Annotated in this window: 15 protein-coding genes; 11 read left to right on the forward strand and 4 right to left on the reverse strand. The window is 64.7% G+C overall.

Annotated elements, in window-relative coordinates:
• Together RT424_RS19420 and cofH are read left to right on the forward strand one after the other, a co-directional pair.
• Positions 1-756 (forward strand): 2-phospho-L-lactate transferase CofD family protein (locus RT424_RS19420; RefSeq protein ID WP_313441589.1); only part of this gene is annotated, 756 nt, incomplete at its 5' end.
• A gap of 11 nt (positions 757-767) precedes the next feature.
• On the forward strand, positions 768-3,095 hold the full coding sequence (cofH, locus tag RT424_RS19425; RefSeq protein ID WP_313441591.1) for a 5-amino-6-(D-ribitylamino)uracil--L-tyrosine 4-hydroxyphenyl transferase CofH: 2,328 nt from the start codon (positions 768-770) through the stop codon (positions 3,093-3,095).
• A 172-nt stretch (positions 3,096-3,267) separates the two neighbouring features.
• On the opposite strand, the gene RT424_RS19430 is transcribed toward cofH, so the two are convergent.
• The 3 genes from RT424_RS19430 to RT424_RS19440 all read right to left on the reverse strand — a co-directional run bounded on the left by RT424_RS19430 (position 3,268) and on the right by RT424_RS19440 (position 5,979).
• Positions 3,268-3,741 (reverse strand): VOC family protein, encoded by a 474-nt coding sequence (locus RT424_RS19430; RefSeq protein ID WP_313441593.1) that lies wholly within the window; start codon positions 3,739-3,741, stop codon positions 3,268-3,270.
• Positions 3,742-3,751: 10 nt separating this feature from the next.
• On the reverse strand, positions 3,752-4,933 hold the full coding sequence (locus tag RT424_RS19435) for a sulfotransferase (protein WP_313441601.1): 1,182 nt from the start codon (positions 4,931-4,933) through the stop codon (positions 3,752-3,754).
• Positions 4,934-5,076: 143 nt separating this feature from the next.
• Positions 5,077-5,979, reverse strand: a complete 903-nt coding sequence (locus RT424_RS19440) for a helix-turn-helix transcriptional regulator (RefSeq protein ID WP_313441623.1) — start codon at positions 5,977-5,979, stop codon at positions 5,077-5,079.
• A 180-nt stretch (positions 5,980-6,159) separates the two neighbouring features.
• Here RT424_RS19440 and RT424_RS19445 point away from each other — a divergent pair, with 180 nt between their 5' ends.
• Genes RT424_RS19445 through RT424_RS19455 form a run of 3 tightly spaced genes read left to right on the forward strand, consistent with a single transcriptional unit; the run spans position 6,160 to position 9,227 of the window.
• Positions 6,160-6,951 (forward strand): SDR family oxidoreductase, encoded by a 792-nt coding sequence (locus RT424_RS19445; RefSeq protein ID WP_313441626.1) that lies wholly within the window; start codon positions 6,160-6,162, stop codon positions 6,949-6,951.
• A gap of 19 nt (positions 6,952-6,970) precedes the next feature.
• On the forward strand, positions 6,971-7,978 hold the full coding sequence (locus tag RT424_RS19450; protein WP_313441628.1) for an alcohol dehydrogenase catalytic domain-containing protein: 1,008 nt from the start codon (positions 6,971-6,973) through the stop codon (positions 7,976-7,978).
• Between the two features lies 1 nt (position 7,979).
• Entirely contained in the window at positions 7,980-9,227 is a 1,248-nt protein-coding gene (locus RT424_RS19455; protein WP_313441630.1) for an MBL fold metallo-hydrolase, read from the forward strand.
• 188 nt (positions 9,228-9,415) lie between these two features.
• Here RT424_RS19455 and RT424_RS19460 read toward each other — a convergent pair whose 3' ends face one another.
• Positions 9,416-10,375 carry a helix-turn-helix transcriptional regulator gene (locus tag RT424_RS19460; protein WP_313441631.1) on the reverse strand — a complete coding sequence of 320 codons (960 nt, stop codon included), beginning with the start codon at positions 10,373-10,375 and terminating at the stop codon, positions 9,416-9,418.
• Positions 10,376-10,523: 148 nt separating this feature from the next.
• Here RT424_RS19460 and cysD point away from each other — a divergent pair, with 148 nt between their 5' ends.
• The 6 genes from cysD to RT424_RS19490 form a co-directional block, all read left to right on the forward strand.
• Complete coding sequence (gene cysD, locus RT424_RS19465) at positions 10,524-11,534, forward strand: sulfate adenylyltransferase subunit CysD (RefSeq protein WP_409521550.1); 1,011 nt, start codon at positions 10,524-10,526, stop codon at positions 11,532-11,534.
• Positions 11,534-13,471, forward strand: coding sequence for a sulfate adenylyltransferase subunit CysN (cysN, locus tag RT424_RS19470; protein WP_313441633.1), 1,938 nt, complete (start codon positions 11,534-11,536; stop codon positions 13,469-13,471). The genes cysD and cysN overlap by 1 nt, the downstream gene beginning before the upstream one ends.
• Positions 13,471-14,220 (forward strand): 3'(2'),5'-bisphosphate nucleotidase CysQ, encoded by a 750-nt coding sequence (locus tag RT424_RS19475; RefSeq protein WP_313441635.1) that lies wholly within the window; start codon positions 13,471-13,473, stop codon positions 14,218-14,220. The genes cysN and RT424_RS19475 overlap by 1 nt, the downstream gene beginning before the upstream one ends.
• Positions 14,221-14,293: 73 nt before the next feature.
• Positions 14,294-14,962, forward strand: a complete 669-nt coding sequence (locus RT424_RS19480) for a TetR/AcrR family transcriptional regulator (protein WP_313441637.1) — start codon at positions 14,294-14,296, stop codon at positions 14,960-14,962.
• 164 nt (positions 14,963-15,126) lie between these two features.
• Positions 15,127-16,110, forward strand: coding sequence for an MDR family oxidoreductase (locus RT424_RS19485; protein ID WP_313441639.1), 984 nt, complete (start codon positions 15,127-15,129; stop codon positions 16,108-16,110).
• A gap of 121 nt (positions 16,111-16,231) precedes the next feature.
• Positions 16,232-17,121: AMP-binding protein (locus tag RT424_RS19490; RefSeq protein ID WP_313441641.1), on the forward strand; the 890-nt coding region annotated here is incomplete at its 3' end.

The raw sequence follows: 17,121 nt of genomic DNA on the forward strand, positions 1-17,121 counted from the left end.
GGATGGGGTGTCGAGAACGAGACGTGGCAGGCCATGGCCATGCTTCGGGCGCTTGGGGAGGAAGGGTGGTTCAACCTGGGCGATCGTGACCTGGCAATGCACATCGCACGCTCATGGCGCCTGCGCGCAGGCGAGACATTATCCGAGGTGACGGCCCGATTGACGCGCGAACTGGGTATCGACCATGCCGTCGTGCCGATGAGCGACGACCTTGTGCGGACTCAGGTTCTCACCGATGCTGGGTGGGCTGATTTTCAGCGATGGTTCGTGGGAAATCAATGTGATGACAAGGTTTTCGACGTGCGTTTCGAAGGTGCGCAAAGCGCCTCTCCAGCTCCGGGGTTTCGCGCGGCACTGGCGCGGGATGACCTTGCGGCAATCGTCCTGTGTCCTTCCAACCCGTTCCTCAGCGTCGATCCGATCCTTTCGATTGCCGGGGTGCGCGATGCCTTGGCGGAGCGGCAGGTTCCGCTGATCGCCGTGTCGCCGATTATCGGGGGGAGCGCGGTGAAAGGCCCCTTGGCCAAGATGCTGGCGGAGCGCGGACAGGCGGTGAGCAACCTCGCAATCGCCCGTCACTATCAAGATCATTGGGGCGATCTTCTCGACTGCCTCTTGATCGATCATGCCGATGAGGCCGATGTTCCGGCGTTGCAGGCACGGGGCCTCACGGTCGCCGTGACCAGGACTTTGATGCGCGAAGCCGCCGACAGGGAAAGGCTCGCGAAAGAGGTGCTTGCCATCGCAGGTATCTGAAGGGTGAGCAGATGCAGGATGAGACCCGCCACTTGAAGGCATGGTTGCTGGCCGCTCCGCTGGAGGAGGTCACCGCTCTCGCAAGGGCTCGACGCGCCGCGCGCGGAGGCGCTCTGGGGCCAGCGCGCATGACCTATTCGCCCAAGGTCTTCATCCCGCTCACGCGCCTTTGTGCCGACGTTTGCCATTACTGTACCTTCGCCACGACGCCCTCGCGACTGGAAGCACCCTATCTGACACTCGACCAGGTGCTGGAGATCGCGCGTGCCGGTGCCGCTGCGGGGTGCCGCGAGGCCTTGTTCACGCTGGGCGATGCCCCTGAGCGTCGCTACGCCGCCGCGCGCGACTGGCTGGCGGAGCGCGGCTTTGCGCGAACGATCGACTACGTGCGCCACTGCGCGGAACGCGTGCTGGCGGAAACCGGGCTGCTGCCGCACATCAATGCCGGCGTGCTGGAAGAGGACGACTACCGCGCGCTTCGCCCGGTATCGGCTTCGGTGGGGCTGATGCTGGAAAGCACTTCGGAGCGGCTGCTGGACAAGGGCATGTGCCATCATGGCTCTCCCGACAAGGCGCCGGCCTTGCGCCTGGCCTCGCTGGCCGCCGCCGGGCGCGCGCGGGTGCCGATGACCAGCGGGGTGCTGATCGGCATCGGCGAGACGGCGGACGAGCGGATGGACGCCTTGCTGGCCTTGCGCGATCTCCACCGCGAGCATGGGCACTTGCAGGAAGTGATCGTCCAGAACTTCTGCCCCAAGCCGGGCACGAAGATGGCGAGGGCGCCGGAAGCCGGCGAGGGAGACTTCCTGCGGGTCGTCGCTGCCGCACGCATCCTGCTGCCGGACGAGGTTTCGGTTCAGGCGCCGCCCAATCTCAACGACGAACGTCTGGTCGAACTGATCGATGCGGGGATCGACGATTGGGGGGGCATTTCGCCCGTGACACTCGATCACGTAAATCCGGAAGCTCCCTGGCCCGAAGTGGAACGCCTGCGCGCGATCTGTGCGGCCCAGGGCTTGCCGCTGGTGGAGCGGCTGACGGTCTATCCGCGCTTCGTCACGGGCGCGGATCGGTCATGGCTCGATCCCGCGATCCGGCCCTTCGTACTGCGCCATGCCGATGCAGAAGGACTCGCGCGCGATAGTCGGTGGAGCCCCGGAGTGGTCGATGCCGCGCCGGGGACTGTCCATGCGCCGCTGGGGCGTCGGGACAAGGGGCCGGTAGCGGCTTCGCTTCACCGCATTCTGGACCGCGCGGCAAGCGGGAAGACGCTTGGCGAGGACGAGATCGTCGCGCTGTTCGCCACGCGAGGCGCGGCGGCGCAGGCGGTGGTGGAGGCGGCGAACGCGCTGCGGGCGGAAGTCAGCGGCGATACGGTGACATACGTCGTCAATCGCAATATCAACTACACCAATATTTGCACCCACACCTGCTCCTTCTGCGCCTTCTCCAAGACCAGCAGCAAGGCGGGCTTTCGCGACAAGCCCTACAATCTGGACCTGTCCGAGGTCGCTGGCCGCGCCCGCGAGGCCGTGGCGCGGGGGGCTACGGAAGTCTGCCTGCAAGGCGGCATCCACCCGAGCTACACCGGCGAGACATACCTTTCGATCCTGCGCGAGGTGAAGGAGGCCTGTCCCGACCTTCACGTCCACGCCTTCTCGCCGCTGGAGGTGAGCCAGGGCGCGCGGACGCTTGGCATGCCGGTGCGCGACTATCTGGCGATGCTCAGGGATGCCGGGCTCGGCTCGCTGCCCGGCACGGCGGCGGAAATCCTCTGCGACGACATTCGCACGCAGATTTGCCCCGACAAGTTGACGACCGAGGAATGGCTCGATGTTGTCGGCACCGCGCATCGCGTGGGCCTGCCGACGACATCGACGATCATGTTCGGTCACCTCGAAGGCATCGAGCACTGGGCGCGCCACCTGCTGGCGTTGCGCAACCTTCAACTCGATACCGGGGGCATCACCGAGTTCGTGCCGCTGCCGCTCGTGCACATGGAAGCGCCGTTCTATCGGCGCGGGCAATGCCGCAAGGGACCGACCTGGCGCGAGGCGGTGATGATGCACGCGGTGGCGCGACTTGCGCTGAACGGGGCGATCAACTCGATCCAGTGCTCATGGGTGAAGCTGGGCATGGGTGGCGCGGCCGCCGTGCTGGCGGCGGGCGCAAACGATCTCGGCGGCGTGCTGATGGACGAGAGCATAAGCCGCGCGGCCGGCGCGGCGCACGGCCAGGGCGTGACGATCGCCGAACTGCGGGAGGCTGCCGAAAGCGTCGGCCGCACCTTGAAGCAGCGCACGACACTCTATGGCGAAGTGGTGCCCGAACCGGCTTGAAAGGCACCACGCATCCTGCACCTTCTGTGCCTGGATTCGTGAAGCGGTTCGGATTGGAGCCGCGAACGATAGACTTCCGCGGCCCCTAGCGCAGCCTAATGCAACTGCGTGAGCACCGGAGGCGCGGAAGACCAACGTTCGCGGGCTGCCCTATTCCTACGCTGGCCTATTCCTACATGGCCTTGATCTGCTGCCACATGGCTTCGGGCATCCAGGTATATTCGATGTAGTGCCCGAAAACCTTGCGCGCATCGAGGTACAGGAACCTGAGGGCGCCCGGATCGTCGCTTTCGGGACGCTCCATGGCGATAGGAAACTCTTGCTCATCCACTCGCTCGCGGAAGTCGGCCCAGTCATCGACGCCGAAGCAGATGTGGTGGAAGCGCAGCGGGCCTTCGCTCGGAGCGCAGTTGGCATAGATGCCGGCTTCGTCGATCTCGTTCTCGATCAGTTCGATCTGGAGTTCGCCGATCCAGATGAAGCAGATGCGACCCTTCTGGCGTTTGAGCCCCTGCGGGGTGAGCACCTGCTGGTCTACCGGGATGATCATGGGTTCGCGGGTCAGTCCGCGCCCGCGAAACAGGTCGATCCCGTCTTCCAGCTTGTCGCAGAGATAGGCGTTCTGGTAATGGCGGCCTTCGAGCATTCCCGTCTCCTCAGCCTTCGCGGGCGACGTCGTAGCGCGAAAGATAGCGCTCGAACAACGGCTCAAGCTCCGCCTTCTCTATGCCGTACTGGGCCAGCTTGTATTCGTGCTTGCCGAACTTGTCCTGCGGGTTTTCGTCCACCCACTTCTGGATGCCGGCTTCGGCTTCGGCGGTCCATTCGTCGCCGAGTTGCCGATAGACGGTTTTCATCGTGCCGATCGGATCGGAGGTCATGTCCGCATAGTGGACGTCGATCAGCTTGTCCTCGCCGTGCTTATCGCGGAAATCCATGATCCGGTTGGCGTGCTCGGCGGCCTGCCAGGTGTAGTTCTCCTTGAGCCAGGCGGTATCCGGCTTGCCCATGTGCGCCATGTGGCTGAGCGAAATGATCGAGCAGAGCGATCCGGTGGCGGTGAAGGGATCGCGGTGCGTCCAGATCACGCGGGCATCGGGGTAGACCTTGAATATCGTTTCCAGCCAGAGCGCATGGCTGGGCTTCTTGACGTTCCACACGCCGCCCGCGTTCTGCTGGAGCACCTGGAGGAACTTCTTGTGGTACTCATAGGCGCTGGTCATGTCGCAGGAGAAGATGAACTCCTTGTATTCCGGCAGTTTGCCCTTGGAATCGATCATCAGCGTCTTGAAGTCGTGCGCCATGAAGAACACGCATTCGTTGGGGTAGACGGCGGAGCCGCGATAGTACTTGCCCATCGACGGATTGGCTTCGAGCATGGCCTTTTCCTGCGCAAGGCGTGCCTGCGCGCGTGGATCGGTGGTGAGCAATTCCTTCGAGGCGACCGGCGGCACCGGATCGTCGATTTCCCAGGTCAGCGGCGACCGGCGCGCCGGATCGGCGGCGAGCAGGTTGGAAAGCAGCGTCGTGCCGGTACGCGGCACGCCCATCACGAAGACCGGGCGTTCGACCTGGCGGCTGAGCAGTTCGGGGTTCTGGCGCAGGTAGTCCGAAATCTTCAGGCGGCCGCGCAGATAGTGAAGCGTGTCGCTGGCGGTGCGGGCGATGCCGCCCTCGGTGTACTGTCCCCGCGCGATTCCGGCGTTGAAGTCGTTGATGAGGACATCGAAGCCTTCGCGCCAGGTGTCATTGTCGAAGGCGTCTACGCCCGTGTCCTTCATCGCCTGTTCTACGAGAGCGTCGCCGACGAGCTTGTCCGCCGTGAGTTGCTCGGCCATTCGCGTGATCCTCTTTCCCGTGTTTCCTTGCGGGCCGTTCGGGCGGCCTCATGGGCATGAGATAGCCAGCGCACGGGGGCGCTTGGCAATGCGGCCGATGCTTCAGATCGGGCCGTTATGTAGAATGCAGGCCAAGACCTGCGTCAGGGCGTCGCTGAAACGCAAGGTAGCGATGACAAGGCACGCCCCTGTCGCTGGCGAAACGTGCTCGGGCTGGCCCCTACCGCGCGGCGGAATGCGAAAGTGAAGCTGGAGGGCGACGCGAAGCCCATGGCGAAGGCGATGGTCTTCACGCTGTCTCCCTCCATCAGCAGGCGCTTGGCGGCTTCCATGCGGCGTTGTTCGATGTAGTCGCCGATCGAACAGGCGCGGCTGACCCGGAAACCCCGCGTGAGCTGGCGCACCGAAAGGCCGCAGAGATCGGCCAGTTCCTTCAGACCGGGCGCGGTCAGGTTTCCGGCCAGGCGTTCCTCGATCAGGCGCAGCCGCCACCCGGACAGCCCGCCGGTCATGGGGCGCTCCGAGACTTCCAGGCCGTAGCGGCCCAGTTCGATGGCCAATTCGCCGCCCAGCAGTTCCAGCATCCGCTGCGAGGCGAGGCCGGGATGGCGCACTTCGGCGGTGATGCGGAACAGCAGGGCGCGGACCTGGGCGCTGCCGATGTCGAGCGCGGCGGCGAGGTGCGCGTCGTCCCACGGCAGGTCGCGGCCGAGGAGGTCATGCACCAGTGCGGCATCGATCGTGCAGACGAGCGATGCCTGCCGCCCGCTGCCGCCCCGGATGTAAAGCGATTCGCCTGGCGGGATCGCGAAGACGTCGCCCAGCCGCTCGAATCGGTGCGGCCCCCAGCGGTCGCGATAGCCGCCGCGCGATTGCAGCGGGCGCGGCGTCAGGCACATGTTGACGTGATAGTCCTGGCCCACGGCATGGTGGGAATCGGTTGGCGAGGGGATGTCGAAACGCACGATTTCGGCATGGATTCCGGGAGCGGACAGGGCCGCGTCCACGATCATCGTCGGCAGCGGGGTGGCCGCGCTGGCAGGCATCTCTCTTTCTCCCGGAAGCTTCGGGGCGTTTCCGGGTCTCTGGCCCGAATTCGTGTCCCTGATGCTTGGATAGGGCCTGATTTCTATGCCCCCGACGCTTGCGGGGCAAGCGTTGGCCGGGAAACATCGCGCCAACGAAAGTGCTGGCGAAAGGCCGGCGATGGGATCGAGGAGAGAATGATGGCCAAGGGCCTTTTCGACTGCACGGGCAAGGTGACGGTGGTGACCGGCGGCAACGGCGGCATCGGCTTCGGCTTCGCCATGGGCGTCGCCAGGATGGGAGGCGATCTGGCGATCTGGGCCCGCAATGCCGAGAAGAGCGCGAAGGCCAAGACCGAACTGGAAGCGGCCGGGGCGGGCAAGGTGATCGCCTATCAGGTGGACGTGTCGGAAGAGGCGAACATCGCCGATGGCTACGCGCAAGTGATGGCCGATTTCGGCCGGGTGGACTGCGTCTTCGCCAACTCCGGCGCCAGCCCACGCTACAATTCGGCGTTCGAGATGCCGACCGAGCATTGGCATGAATTCCAGAAGACCGCGCTGGACGGCGCCTTCTTCACTCTGCGCGAAGGGGCGCGGTTGATGAAGGAGCGGGTCGAGGCCGGTGACGAAAGCGGCGGTAGCCTGGTTGCCTGCGGCTCGCTTTCGCTGTTCCAGGGGCTTCCCGGCAAGATGGAATATGCGGCGTCCAAGGCGGCGGTAGCGGCGGCGATCCGTTGCCTCGCGATCGAACTGGCGCCGCTGGGCATCCGCGCCAATGTGGTCGCGCCGGGCCTGGTCATTACACCGATGATGGGCGAGGGCGCCCGCGCCGAGGCCGTCGCCGCGCACTTCGCTCCGACGATCCCGATGAAGCGCACCGGCTATCCCGCGGATTTCGAGGGCATCGGCGCCTATCTGTGCTCGGACGCCAGTTCGTTCATGACCGGCGAGACCGTCACCATCGACGGTGGCTACATGGTTCGGCCCTGAGCCGGGAGGGAGAGAGGCGATGGAACTGCTCAAGATCCACGGGCAAGGCGATGTGCGCCTCGATGCCTATGAACGACCGGCGGCGGGCCCGAAGGACGTGGTGGTCCGGATGAAGTCGGTCGGCATCTGCGGGTCGGACCTGTCCTACATCAAGATGGGCGGCATTCCGCCGGGCGTGGAGACCGCGCTGGGCCACGAAGGCGCGGGCGAGGTGATCGAAGTCGGCGCGGAAGTCCCAGGCATCGCGGTGGGCGATCCGGTGATCGTCAATCCGATGATGACGCCCAGCAATATCGGCTCGGGCGGCCCGGAAGGCGCCTTCACGCAGGAACTGCTGGTGCGCGAGGCGCGTCTCGGCGATTCCATCCTGCCGATCCCCGAAGGCATTTCCTATGATGTCGCCGCGATGTGCGAGCCGCTGGCGGTCGCCATGCACGGCGTCAATCGCGCCGATGTGAAGCCGGGCGACAAAGTCGTGGTGTTCGGCTGCGGGCCGATCGGGCTGGGGATGTTGCTCTGGCTGGTCGATCGCGGCGTTACCGATGTCGTCGCGCTCGATCTGTCGGAGGAGCGGCTGGAGCGGGCGCGAGCGCTGGGCGTTCGCGCGGCGCTCGATCCCAGCAGGATCGATCTTCGCGCGGAACTGGCGAAGCTGCATGGCGAAGTGCCCAGCTATGGGCGCGTGGGCGTTGGCACCGATGCCTTCATCGATGCGGCGGGCGCGCCGAACATCCTGACCGACGTGATCATGATGGCCAAGCTCCATGCGAAGCTGGTCATCACGGCGGCCTATATGCGGCCCATCGAGTTCCCCGTCGGGCGTATGCTCACCAGCGAGATGACGATCACTACGGCGGTCGGCTATCCCACCGAGATGCCCGAGGTCGTGGCGGCCATGCCTCGCCTGAAGGACAGGATTGCGCCGATGATCAGCCACAAGCTGCCGTTCAGTGAAGTGATGAAGGGGCTGGAAATCGCGGCGACGCCGCAGTCGGCCAAAGTCATGATCGGTTTCGAGGAGGCCTGAAATGAGTGAAGTCAAGGAAGCGACGCCGAAGCTGGCTGGACTTGTTCGATCGGGGGACGAGCAGGCCGAAGCCATCGCGATCACCGATTTCGTGTTCCAGGCGAACGACATCTCGAACGCCTATCTGGTGACCACTGCCGAGGGTGACGTCATGGTCAACACCGGCTTCATGGACAATGTGGAGCGGACGAAACGATTGCTGGCGCCGCATCGCACCGGCCCGCTAGCCTTCATCCTGCTTACGCAGAGCCATGCCGATCACTATGGCGGCGTGCCGGAGTTCGTGGAGGACGGCACGCAAGTCGTCGGCGGCCCGGGCTTCAACGAGGCGCTGGGCGACATGATGCGGTTGCAGCCGTTTTTCGCGCCAAGGAGCGGCAAGCTCTGGGGCTCGACGCTGAAGCGTGGCGGAACGCCGAAGCCGGCCCCGAACGTAAAGCCGGACATCCTGGTGGATCGCAAGCTGACCATCGAACTCGGCGGTCGGACCTTCGAAGTGATCTCCACGCCGGAAGGCGAGACGATCGACGCGCTGACGGTCTGGATGCCCAGCGAGAAGATCGCCTTTACCGGGAATGTCTTCGGCCCGGTCTGGCTGTCGATGCCGTTCCTCAACACGCTGCGCGGGGACAAGCCGCGCCTGGTGCGCCATTATCTGAAGTCGCTGGAGACGATCCGTGCGCTCGGCGCCGAGATCGTCGTCACCGGACATGGCGAGGCCATTCGCGGAGCCGATCGCATCCGCGCCGACCTTGACAGGATGCATGCGGCCGTCAGCTATGTGCGCGACTATACGCTGGACGGCATGAACGCGGGTAAGGACGTGCACACCCTGATGCGCGAATTCGCCTGGCCCGATGGCATGGAGATCGGCGAATTTCACGGCAAGGCGGCCTGGGCGGTCAAGTCGATCTGGCGGGAGTATTCGGGCTGGCTTCACTATGAGGACGGCACCACTGCGCTCTTTGGCGTGCCGCGCTCCAGCGTCGATGCCGATCTTGTGGAACTGGCGGGCGGCGCGGCAAGGCTGGCCGAACGGGCGCAGGCGAAGCTGAATGCGGGCGCTCCGCTGGAAGCCGTGCATCTGACCGACATCGCCCTGAGTTCCGAGCCGGACAATGCAGAGGCGCTCACTGTGCGCAAGGCGGCGCATGAGGCACTGCTGGCGGCCTCGGGGGGCAGGAACCTGTCCGAAACGATGTGGCTGCGCTCGGAGATTGCGGCGATGGAGGCGAGGCTGGGCGATTGATTGCACACGCTGCGCACGTCGCTTACCTCACGCGATCGTCATCCTGAACTTGGTTCAGGTCCATTTCTCGCCCCAAACCGTCGGGCGATCGGCACCATGGATCCTGAAACGAGTTCAGGATGACGGCGTGAGATTGGGTGCCGGTAGAGCGGGGCCGCAGAAGTCATCGCCCAAGAGTGGAAGAAGCACTACCCCATCACCGCGCTGCTCTCGTAGACCAGCTTGACCAGTTCGGCCTGCCCGCGCACGCCCAGCTTGGCGTATAGGCGCTTCGAGTAGTTGCGCGTCGTCTCCAGCGTCAGCCCCATTCGTCCGGCCGCCTCGGCAATGGAGTGACCGTCCGCCAGGGCCATCGCCACTTCGGCTTCGCGCCGCGGCAGGTTGAAGACTTCGGCCAGTCGCTCGGCGCTATGCTCCGAATGGGGGCGAGGCAAAGTGCAGAGCGCCATGAGCGCCGGACCAGCGAGAGCCTCGCCATGTTCGGCCGGCATCAACAGGGCCTCGACATGAGGATCGCCGCGCAGCAGCACGGGGCGCGCGGGCAGGGTCCGGTCTTGCACCATCTCGGCGGCGGCCGCGGCCAGCTTTCGTTCGGCGGTGAGATCGAGGCCCAGCACGCGCTCGCCGGGGCGCAGGGCCGCGCCGCAGTGCTTCTGCCAGAAATGCGAGAGTGCCGGATCGGCCGAAACCACCCGCGCCTCGGCGTCGATCAGCATCCAGCCCTTGCCGGTTCGTTCCAGCCCCATGGCATTGATCCGCGCCGAAAGGCGGTCGCGGTCCATCGCGACGAGGTTTTCCACCGCAATGGCGACATAGGGCGCCAGGCTGGACAGCAGTGCGCTGTCGGCGGCGGAGCATTCCCGCGCGCGTGCCATCAGCAGCCAGGCGCTATAGCGTTCGCCACCCGCGATCCGCACCACTCGCTCATCGCCAATGCCCAGTTGTGCCATCCTGCGGTTGCGATCGGCGCGAGCGACGGGATCGTGATCTATCATTTCACCGATCGAATAGACCCGCCCGGGACGCAGGCTGTCGTAGAGATAGCGGTCCAGGTCGAATGGCCCCTGAACTCGCGATTCGTGCGCGCGTTGCCGGATGTCGATTCCGGCGTAGCTATCGACGATTGCGGCATGAGGTCCATCGCCCATGCGAAGGATCAAGCTGACGTAATCGGCTTGGGTGCGTCGGCGCAGCCTTTCCAAAAATGTCGAGAAACGCGGATTTTCGCCGCTCCCTTGAAAGAGCGGGATCAGGAGATCGGTCTCATCGTTGCTTGTGAGGGCCATGCCCTCCCATATGGGAGGTTCGCAGGATTGTCATCCCTGCGATTCGGATCGGGCGAACCGAATACCTTGTTCCAAGGAACCCAGCCAACGGGCACGCGCCCCGGCAGAGGATGACCCGATGAAAACACTCACGCACCTGGAGCGTCTCGAAGCCGAGAGCATCCACATCATTCGCGAAGTCGTTGCCGAGGCCGAAAAGCCGGTGATGCTTTATTCAGTGGGCAAGGACAGCGCCGTGATGCTGCATCTCGCCCGCAAGGCCTTCTATCCCTCGCCGCCGCCGTTCCCGCTGCTCCACGTCGATACGACTTGGAAGTTCAAGGCCATGTACGAGCTGCGCGACAAGATGGCGCGTGAAAGCGGCATGGAACTGCTGGTCTATCAAAATCCGGAAGCGGCCGAGAAGGGCATCAATCCCTTCGACCACGGCGCACTCCACACCGACATGTGGAAGACGGAAGGCCTGAAGCAGGCGCTGGACAAGTTCGGCTTCGACGCGGCCTTCGGCGGCGCTCGGCGCGACGAGGAGAAGAGCCGCGCCAAGGAGCGTATCTTCTCGTTCCGCACTTCCTCTCACGGCTGGGATCCCAAGAACCAGCGCCCGGAATTGTGGAACCTCTACAATGCCCGCAAGGCGCGCGGGGAATCGATCCGGGTCTTTCCGATCTCCAACTGGACCGAGCTGGATATCTGGCAGTACATCCACCTCAACGACATTCCGATCGTGCCGCTCTATTTCGCGGACAAGCGCCCCACCGTGGAGCGCGATGGCATGCTGTTGATGGTCGATGACGAGCGCTTCCCGCTCCAGCCCGGCGAGGTTCCCGTCGAACGCTCGATCCGCTTCCGCACGCTCGGTTGCTACCCGCTGACCGGCGCGGTGGAGAGCGAGGCGAAGACGCTTCCCGAAGTGATCCAGGAAACGCTCCTCACCACCACTTCGGAACGGCAAGGCCGCGCCATCGACAAGGACGCCGGCGGTGCCGGCATGGAAGTCAAGAAGCAGCAGGGGTACTTCTGATGGCCGACATCGAAACCAAAGAAGCTGTCTACGTCACCGACCAGCTGATCGCCGACGACATCGACGCCTATCTCGTCCAGCACGAGCACAAGACGATGCTGCGCTTCATCACCTGCGGCAGCGTCGACGACGGCAAGTCCACCCTGATCGGGCGCTTGCTCTACGATTCGAAGATGATCTTCGAGGATCAGCTGGACGCGCTCCAGTCGGACTCGAAGAAGGTCGGAACCCAGGGCCAGGAAATCGACTTCGCGCTGCTGGTGGACGGTCTTGCCGCCGAGCGCGAACAGGGCATCACCATCGACGTGGCCTACCGCTTCTTCAACACCGAGAAGCGCAAGTTCATCGTCGCCGACTGCCCGGGCCACGAACAGTACACCCGCAACATGGTCACCGGCGCCTCGACCGCCGACCTTGCGGTGATCCTGATCGATGCGCGCAAGGGCGTGCTGGTGCAGACGCGCCGCCACTCGTATTTGTGCCACCTGATCGGCATCAAGAACATCGTCCTCGCCGTCAACAAGATGGACCTGGTGGACTACAGCCAGGAGGTCTTCGACAAGATCGTCGAGGAATATGGCGAGTTCGCGCGGGAAATCGGCATCGAGAGCTTCACCGCTCTGCCGATCTCGGGCTTCAAGGGCGATAACATCACCACGCTTTCGAACAAGACTCCGTGGTACAAGGCGCCGCAGTACGCGGGCATTACGCTGGTGGAACATCTGGAAACGGTCGAGGTTCTCTCGTCGGTGGACGCGGACAAGCCCTTCCGTCTGCCGGTGCAGTGGGTGAACCGTCCGAACCTCGATTTCCGTGGCTTCTCGGGCCTGATCGCCACCGGCTCGGTCAGGGCGGGCGACAAGATCCGCGTCCTGCCATCGGGCAAGACCAGCACGATTACCCGCGTCGTCACTTATGACGGCGATCTGGAAGAAGCGGTGGCGGGCCAGTCGGTCACCGTCTGCTTCGCGGACGAGATCGACTGCTCGCGCGGTTCGGTGATCTCCGTCGCTGACAATCCGCCGCAGACCGCCGACCAGTTCGAGGCGACTTTCGTGTGGATGGCGGACGAGGCCATGGTGCCCGGCCGTGCCTACTGGCTGAAGGTCGGCACGCAGATGGTTTCGGCGACGGTTCAGGAGCCGAAGTACGAAGTCAACGTCAACACGATGGAGAAGCTGGCGGCCAAGACGCTGGAACTGAACTCGATCGGCGTGGCGGAACTCACCACCGACAAGCAGATCGTGTTCGAGGCCTATGCCGACAACCGCACGCTCGGCGGCTTCATCCTGATCGACAAGATGACCAACGCCACGGTGGCGGCGGGCATGATCCACTTCTCGCTGCGCCGTTCGCAGAACGTGCACTGGCAGGCCGTGGACATCGACCGCAAACAGCACGCGGGCCTGAAGAACCAGCGCCCGGCGGTGCTGTGGTTCACCGGCCTTTCGGGCTCCGGCAAGTCGACCATCGCCAACCTCGTCGAGAAGAAGCTGCACCGGATGAACCGGCACACCTTCCTGCTCGATGGCGACAACGTACGCCACGGGTTGAACAAGGATCTGGGCTTCACCGAGGCTGACCGCATCGAGAACATCCGCCGCGTGGGCGAAGTCTCGAAGCTGATGACCGATGCGGGCCTGATCGTGATTACCGCCTTCATCTCGCCGTTCCAGGCGGATCGCGAGATGGTGCGCACGATGCTGCCGGAAGGCGAGTTCTTCGAGGTGTTCATCGACACGCCGCTGAAGGTGGCAGAAGCACGCGACGTCAAGGGCCTCTACAAGAAGGCGCGCTCGGGCGAGCTGAAGAACTTCACGGGTATCGACAGCCCCTACGAAGCGCCCCGCAACCCCGAAATCCGCATCGACACCACGGCGATCTCGCCGGAAGAGGCCGCGAACCTCATCGTCGACACGCTGCTGGGAGACTCCTGATGAGCCTCAACGCCAGCCTCAACGATGGCGATCTCGCCGCGCATCTGGCCGAAGTGGCGGGGAAGATCCTGCTCGACGTGCGGGCTTCCGGCCTGTTCTCGGGCAAGTCGCTGGGCAAGGCGGGGGACCAGACCGCCAACCAGTTCCTCTGCCACGCCCTTCGCGAGCAGCGGCCCGAGGACGGGCTGCTCTCCGAAGAGGAGAAGGACAATGCCGAACGTCTGGCCAAGGAGCGGGTGTGGATCGTCGATCCGGTCGACGGCACCCGCGAATATGGCGAGGAGCGTGCCGACTGGGCGGTTCATGTCGGCATGGCGGTGGACGGCGCGCCGGTGCTGGGTGCCGTGGCGCTGCCGGGCGCAGGCGTGGTCCTGCGCTCCGACCAGCCTGGCGAGATTCCTCCCGCGCCGGAAAAGCTGCGCATGGTCGTCAGCCGCACGCGTCCCGCCAAGGAAGCAACCGGCGTGGCCGAAGAGATTGGTGCCGAACTGGTACCGATGGGATCGGCCGGGGCCAAGGCCATGGCGATCCTGCGCGGAGAAGCGGACATCTACCTCCACTCTGGCGGTCAATACGAATGGGACAGCTGCGCCCCCGCTGCCGTCGCGCAAGGCTGGGGTCTGCATGTCTCGCGCATCGACGGCAGCCCGCTGGTCTACAACCAGGAAGACGTCTATATGCCCGACCTGCTGATCTGTCGGAAGGAGCACGCCGAACTGGTGCTCGAAAAGGTAAAAGCCTTCCTCTGAGGTCAAGCTAATCAACATTGTCGATTAGTAACCCTGCCGCTATGCTCGCCCTTTGATGAAGAGAGAGGCGAGCATGGAGGCGAAAACACGGCGCAGGACGCGCGATCCGGTCGCCACGCGCGCCGTCATCCTTGACGCAGCGGCCAACCTTTTGGCCAAAGACGGGCCGGAGGGCGTCAGCCTATCGGCCGTGGCCCATCTCGCCGCCGTCAATCGCGGCACGGCCTATCAGCATTTCGAAACCCGCGAAAAGCTGATCGAGGCGACCATCCAGTGGGTTTCCGACAAGCTGTTCCATGCCGTTTTCGGCGATCCCGAGACCGTGGGCGAGCGCCGGGTCGAGGAAGTCGACGTCGTTGCCCTGACCGAGCGCCTGTGCGATTTCGCGATGGAAAACCCGGACATCTGCAGAGTATGGCTCCAGCAGGTATTGGCCTCGCCGGACCCGTCGCAGGATCCGTTCTGGCGCGAGTATTGCGGGTCGTTGGGCCGTTTCGCCGGAACGGAGCTGGCAGAGCCGGGAATCGATTTCGAGGTCTACTCGGTGATGAACCTGGCCGGGGTGTTCTTCTGGCCCATCCTCGCCCGCGCCCATGCCGCCGACGAAGGCCAGCGACGGGAACTGTCGCGTCGCTATTCGCGCGAGATCCTGCGGCTTTCGATGTACGGAACCATGCGCGCCAAGGCCTTCCCGAAAGTGGCGGACCTGCTGGCGGCCCACGGCGTTTCGCCGGGCGGTTGACGCCCCTACGAATACTCCGGTTGATACCCCACCCATGATGCCGCTTCGCCTAGGCGATGGCATGGGGTGGCGGCATTGACGCCGCGGCGCATATTCCCTTTCAACGAAGGCCTGCATCGTCGGGGCTGAACGGGGCCCCGAGGGAATACGCCAGGGAGTATGCCATGTTTTCCGCTATCGTGATCGACAAGAGCGATGAGGGCCAGACGGTCACTCTCCAGCAGCTTGACACAAGCGCTCTGCCCGAAGGCGATGTCGCCGTGGACGTGGCCTTCTCGACGCTGAACTTCAAGGACGGCCTGGCCGTCACCGGGGCTTCTCCGGTGGTGCGCAAGTTCCCGATGGTGCCGGGGATCGACCTTGTCGGCACTGTCACCGAAAGCAGCCATGCCGACTGGAAGGCGGGCGATACCGTCGTGCTCAACGGCTGGGGCGTGGGCGAGGGCCACTGGGGTGGCCTGTCGCAGAAGGCCAGGCTCAAGGGCGACTGGCTGGTGCCGCTGCCTTCGGCCTTCACGCCCAAGCAGGCCATGGCGATCGGCACCGCCGGCTACACCGCTGCGCTCTGCGTCGATGCGCTGGTGGACTGGGGCGTCACGCCGGATCAGGGCGAAATTCTCGTGACGGGTGCCACCGGCGGCGTCGGATCGGTCGCCATCGCGATCCTCAAGAAGCTGGGCTATTCGGTCGCCGCGCTCACCGGCAAGCCGGGCGAAGCGGATTACCTGAAGTCGCTGGGCGCGGAAACGATCATCGACCGCGCCGAACTTGCCGAAAAGGGCAAGCCGCTCCAGAAGGAGCGTTGGGCCGGCGTCGTCGATACGGCTGGCAGCCACACCCTGGCCAATGCCATCGCGCAGACGAAGTACGGCGGCGCCGTTGCCGCCTGCGGGCTGGCGCAGGGCTTCGATCTGCCCTCGACGGTCATGCCCTTCATCCTGCGCGGCGTTTCGCTGCTGGGAATCGACAGCGTCATGGCTCCCAAGGCCAAGCGCCTGAAGGCTTGGGATCGCCTTGCCAGGGATCTCGACCCGGCTGCGCTGGAAACCATCGGCCAGACCATCGGCCTGGGCGAAGCGATCGAGGCTGCGCGCAAGTTCATGTCCGGTGAGGTCACCGGCCGTTACATCGTCGACGTGAACGCCTGATGCAGCCGACGCGGCGGGCGGTTTGAGGGAGCCGCCCGCCGCGCAGTGGTTGAGTAAGCCGCCGCCGCGGAATGGTTGAATAAGCCGCCGCCTCGGCAGGGCTTCGATGGGAGAGAAACGCATGGTCGAGGTTACCGAGGGCTTGTCCATCGTGCGCGGCATCCCGCTGGTGGAAGAGCAGGGCATTGGCCCGCTGACGCTCGGCGGTTTCGTTCGCGAGGTCACGCGCCGCCACGGCCCGTCCGAAGCGGCGGTGATCCATCTGGGCGACCGGGTCGAGCGTTGGACTTACGACGATCTTTGGGCGCGCTCGATGGAGGTCGCCCGCGCGCTGCTCGCGTGCGGCGTCGGTAAGGGCACCCGCGTCGGCGTGCTGGCGACGAACCGCCTTGAATTTCTTTCCGGCGTTTTCGGCACGGCCCTGGCAGGCGGCGTGGCCATGACGATGAGCACGTTCTCCACGGCTGCCGAACTGGAAACCGTGTTGCAGATGGGCGGCTGTTCGGTGCTGCTGCTGGAACGCCGGGTGCTCAAGAAGGATTTCGCGGAAATCCTCGTCGATCTCGAACCGCGGATCGCGAGCGCAAAACCGGGCGAAGTCGCGTCCACGAAGTTCCCGTTCCTTCGCCATCTCGCCCTGATCGACAGCGATGAAGGCCTTGGCGCGATCGAGGGTTGGAGCACCTTCCTCGCGCGCGGAAAGGGCGTCGATCCGGCGCTGGTCGATGCGGCTGCTGCATCGGTGCAGCCAAGCGATCCCGGTGTTCTGTTCTTTTCTTCGGGATCGACCGGCAAGGCGAAGGGCATCGTCTCCGCGCATCGCGGCGTCTGTCTCCAGCTCTGGCGCTGGCCGCAGTGGTACGATGTGAAGGTTCCGCCGCGCACCTGGTCGGCCAACGGCTTCTTCTGGTCGGGCAACTTCTCGATGGCGCTGGGCGGCACGCTTGGCTCGGGCGGTTCGCTGGTGCTTCAGCGCTGGTTCGACGCGGAAGAAGCCTTGTCGCTCATGGC

Source organism: Novosphingobium sp., from assembly GCF_032093395.1.
Taxonomy (GTDB): Bacteria; Pseudomonadota; Alphaproteobacteria; order Sphingomonadales; family Sphingomonadaceae; genus Novosphingobium.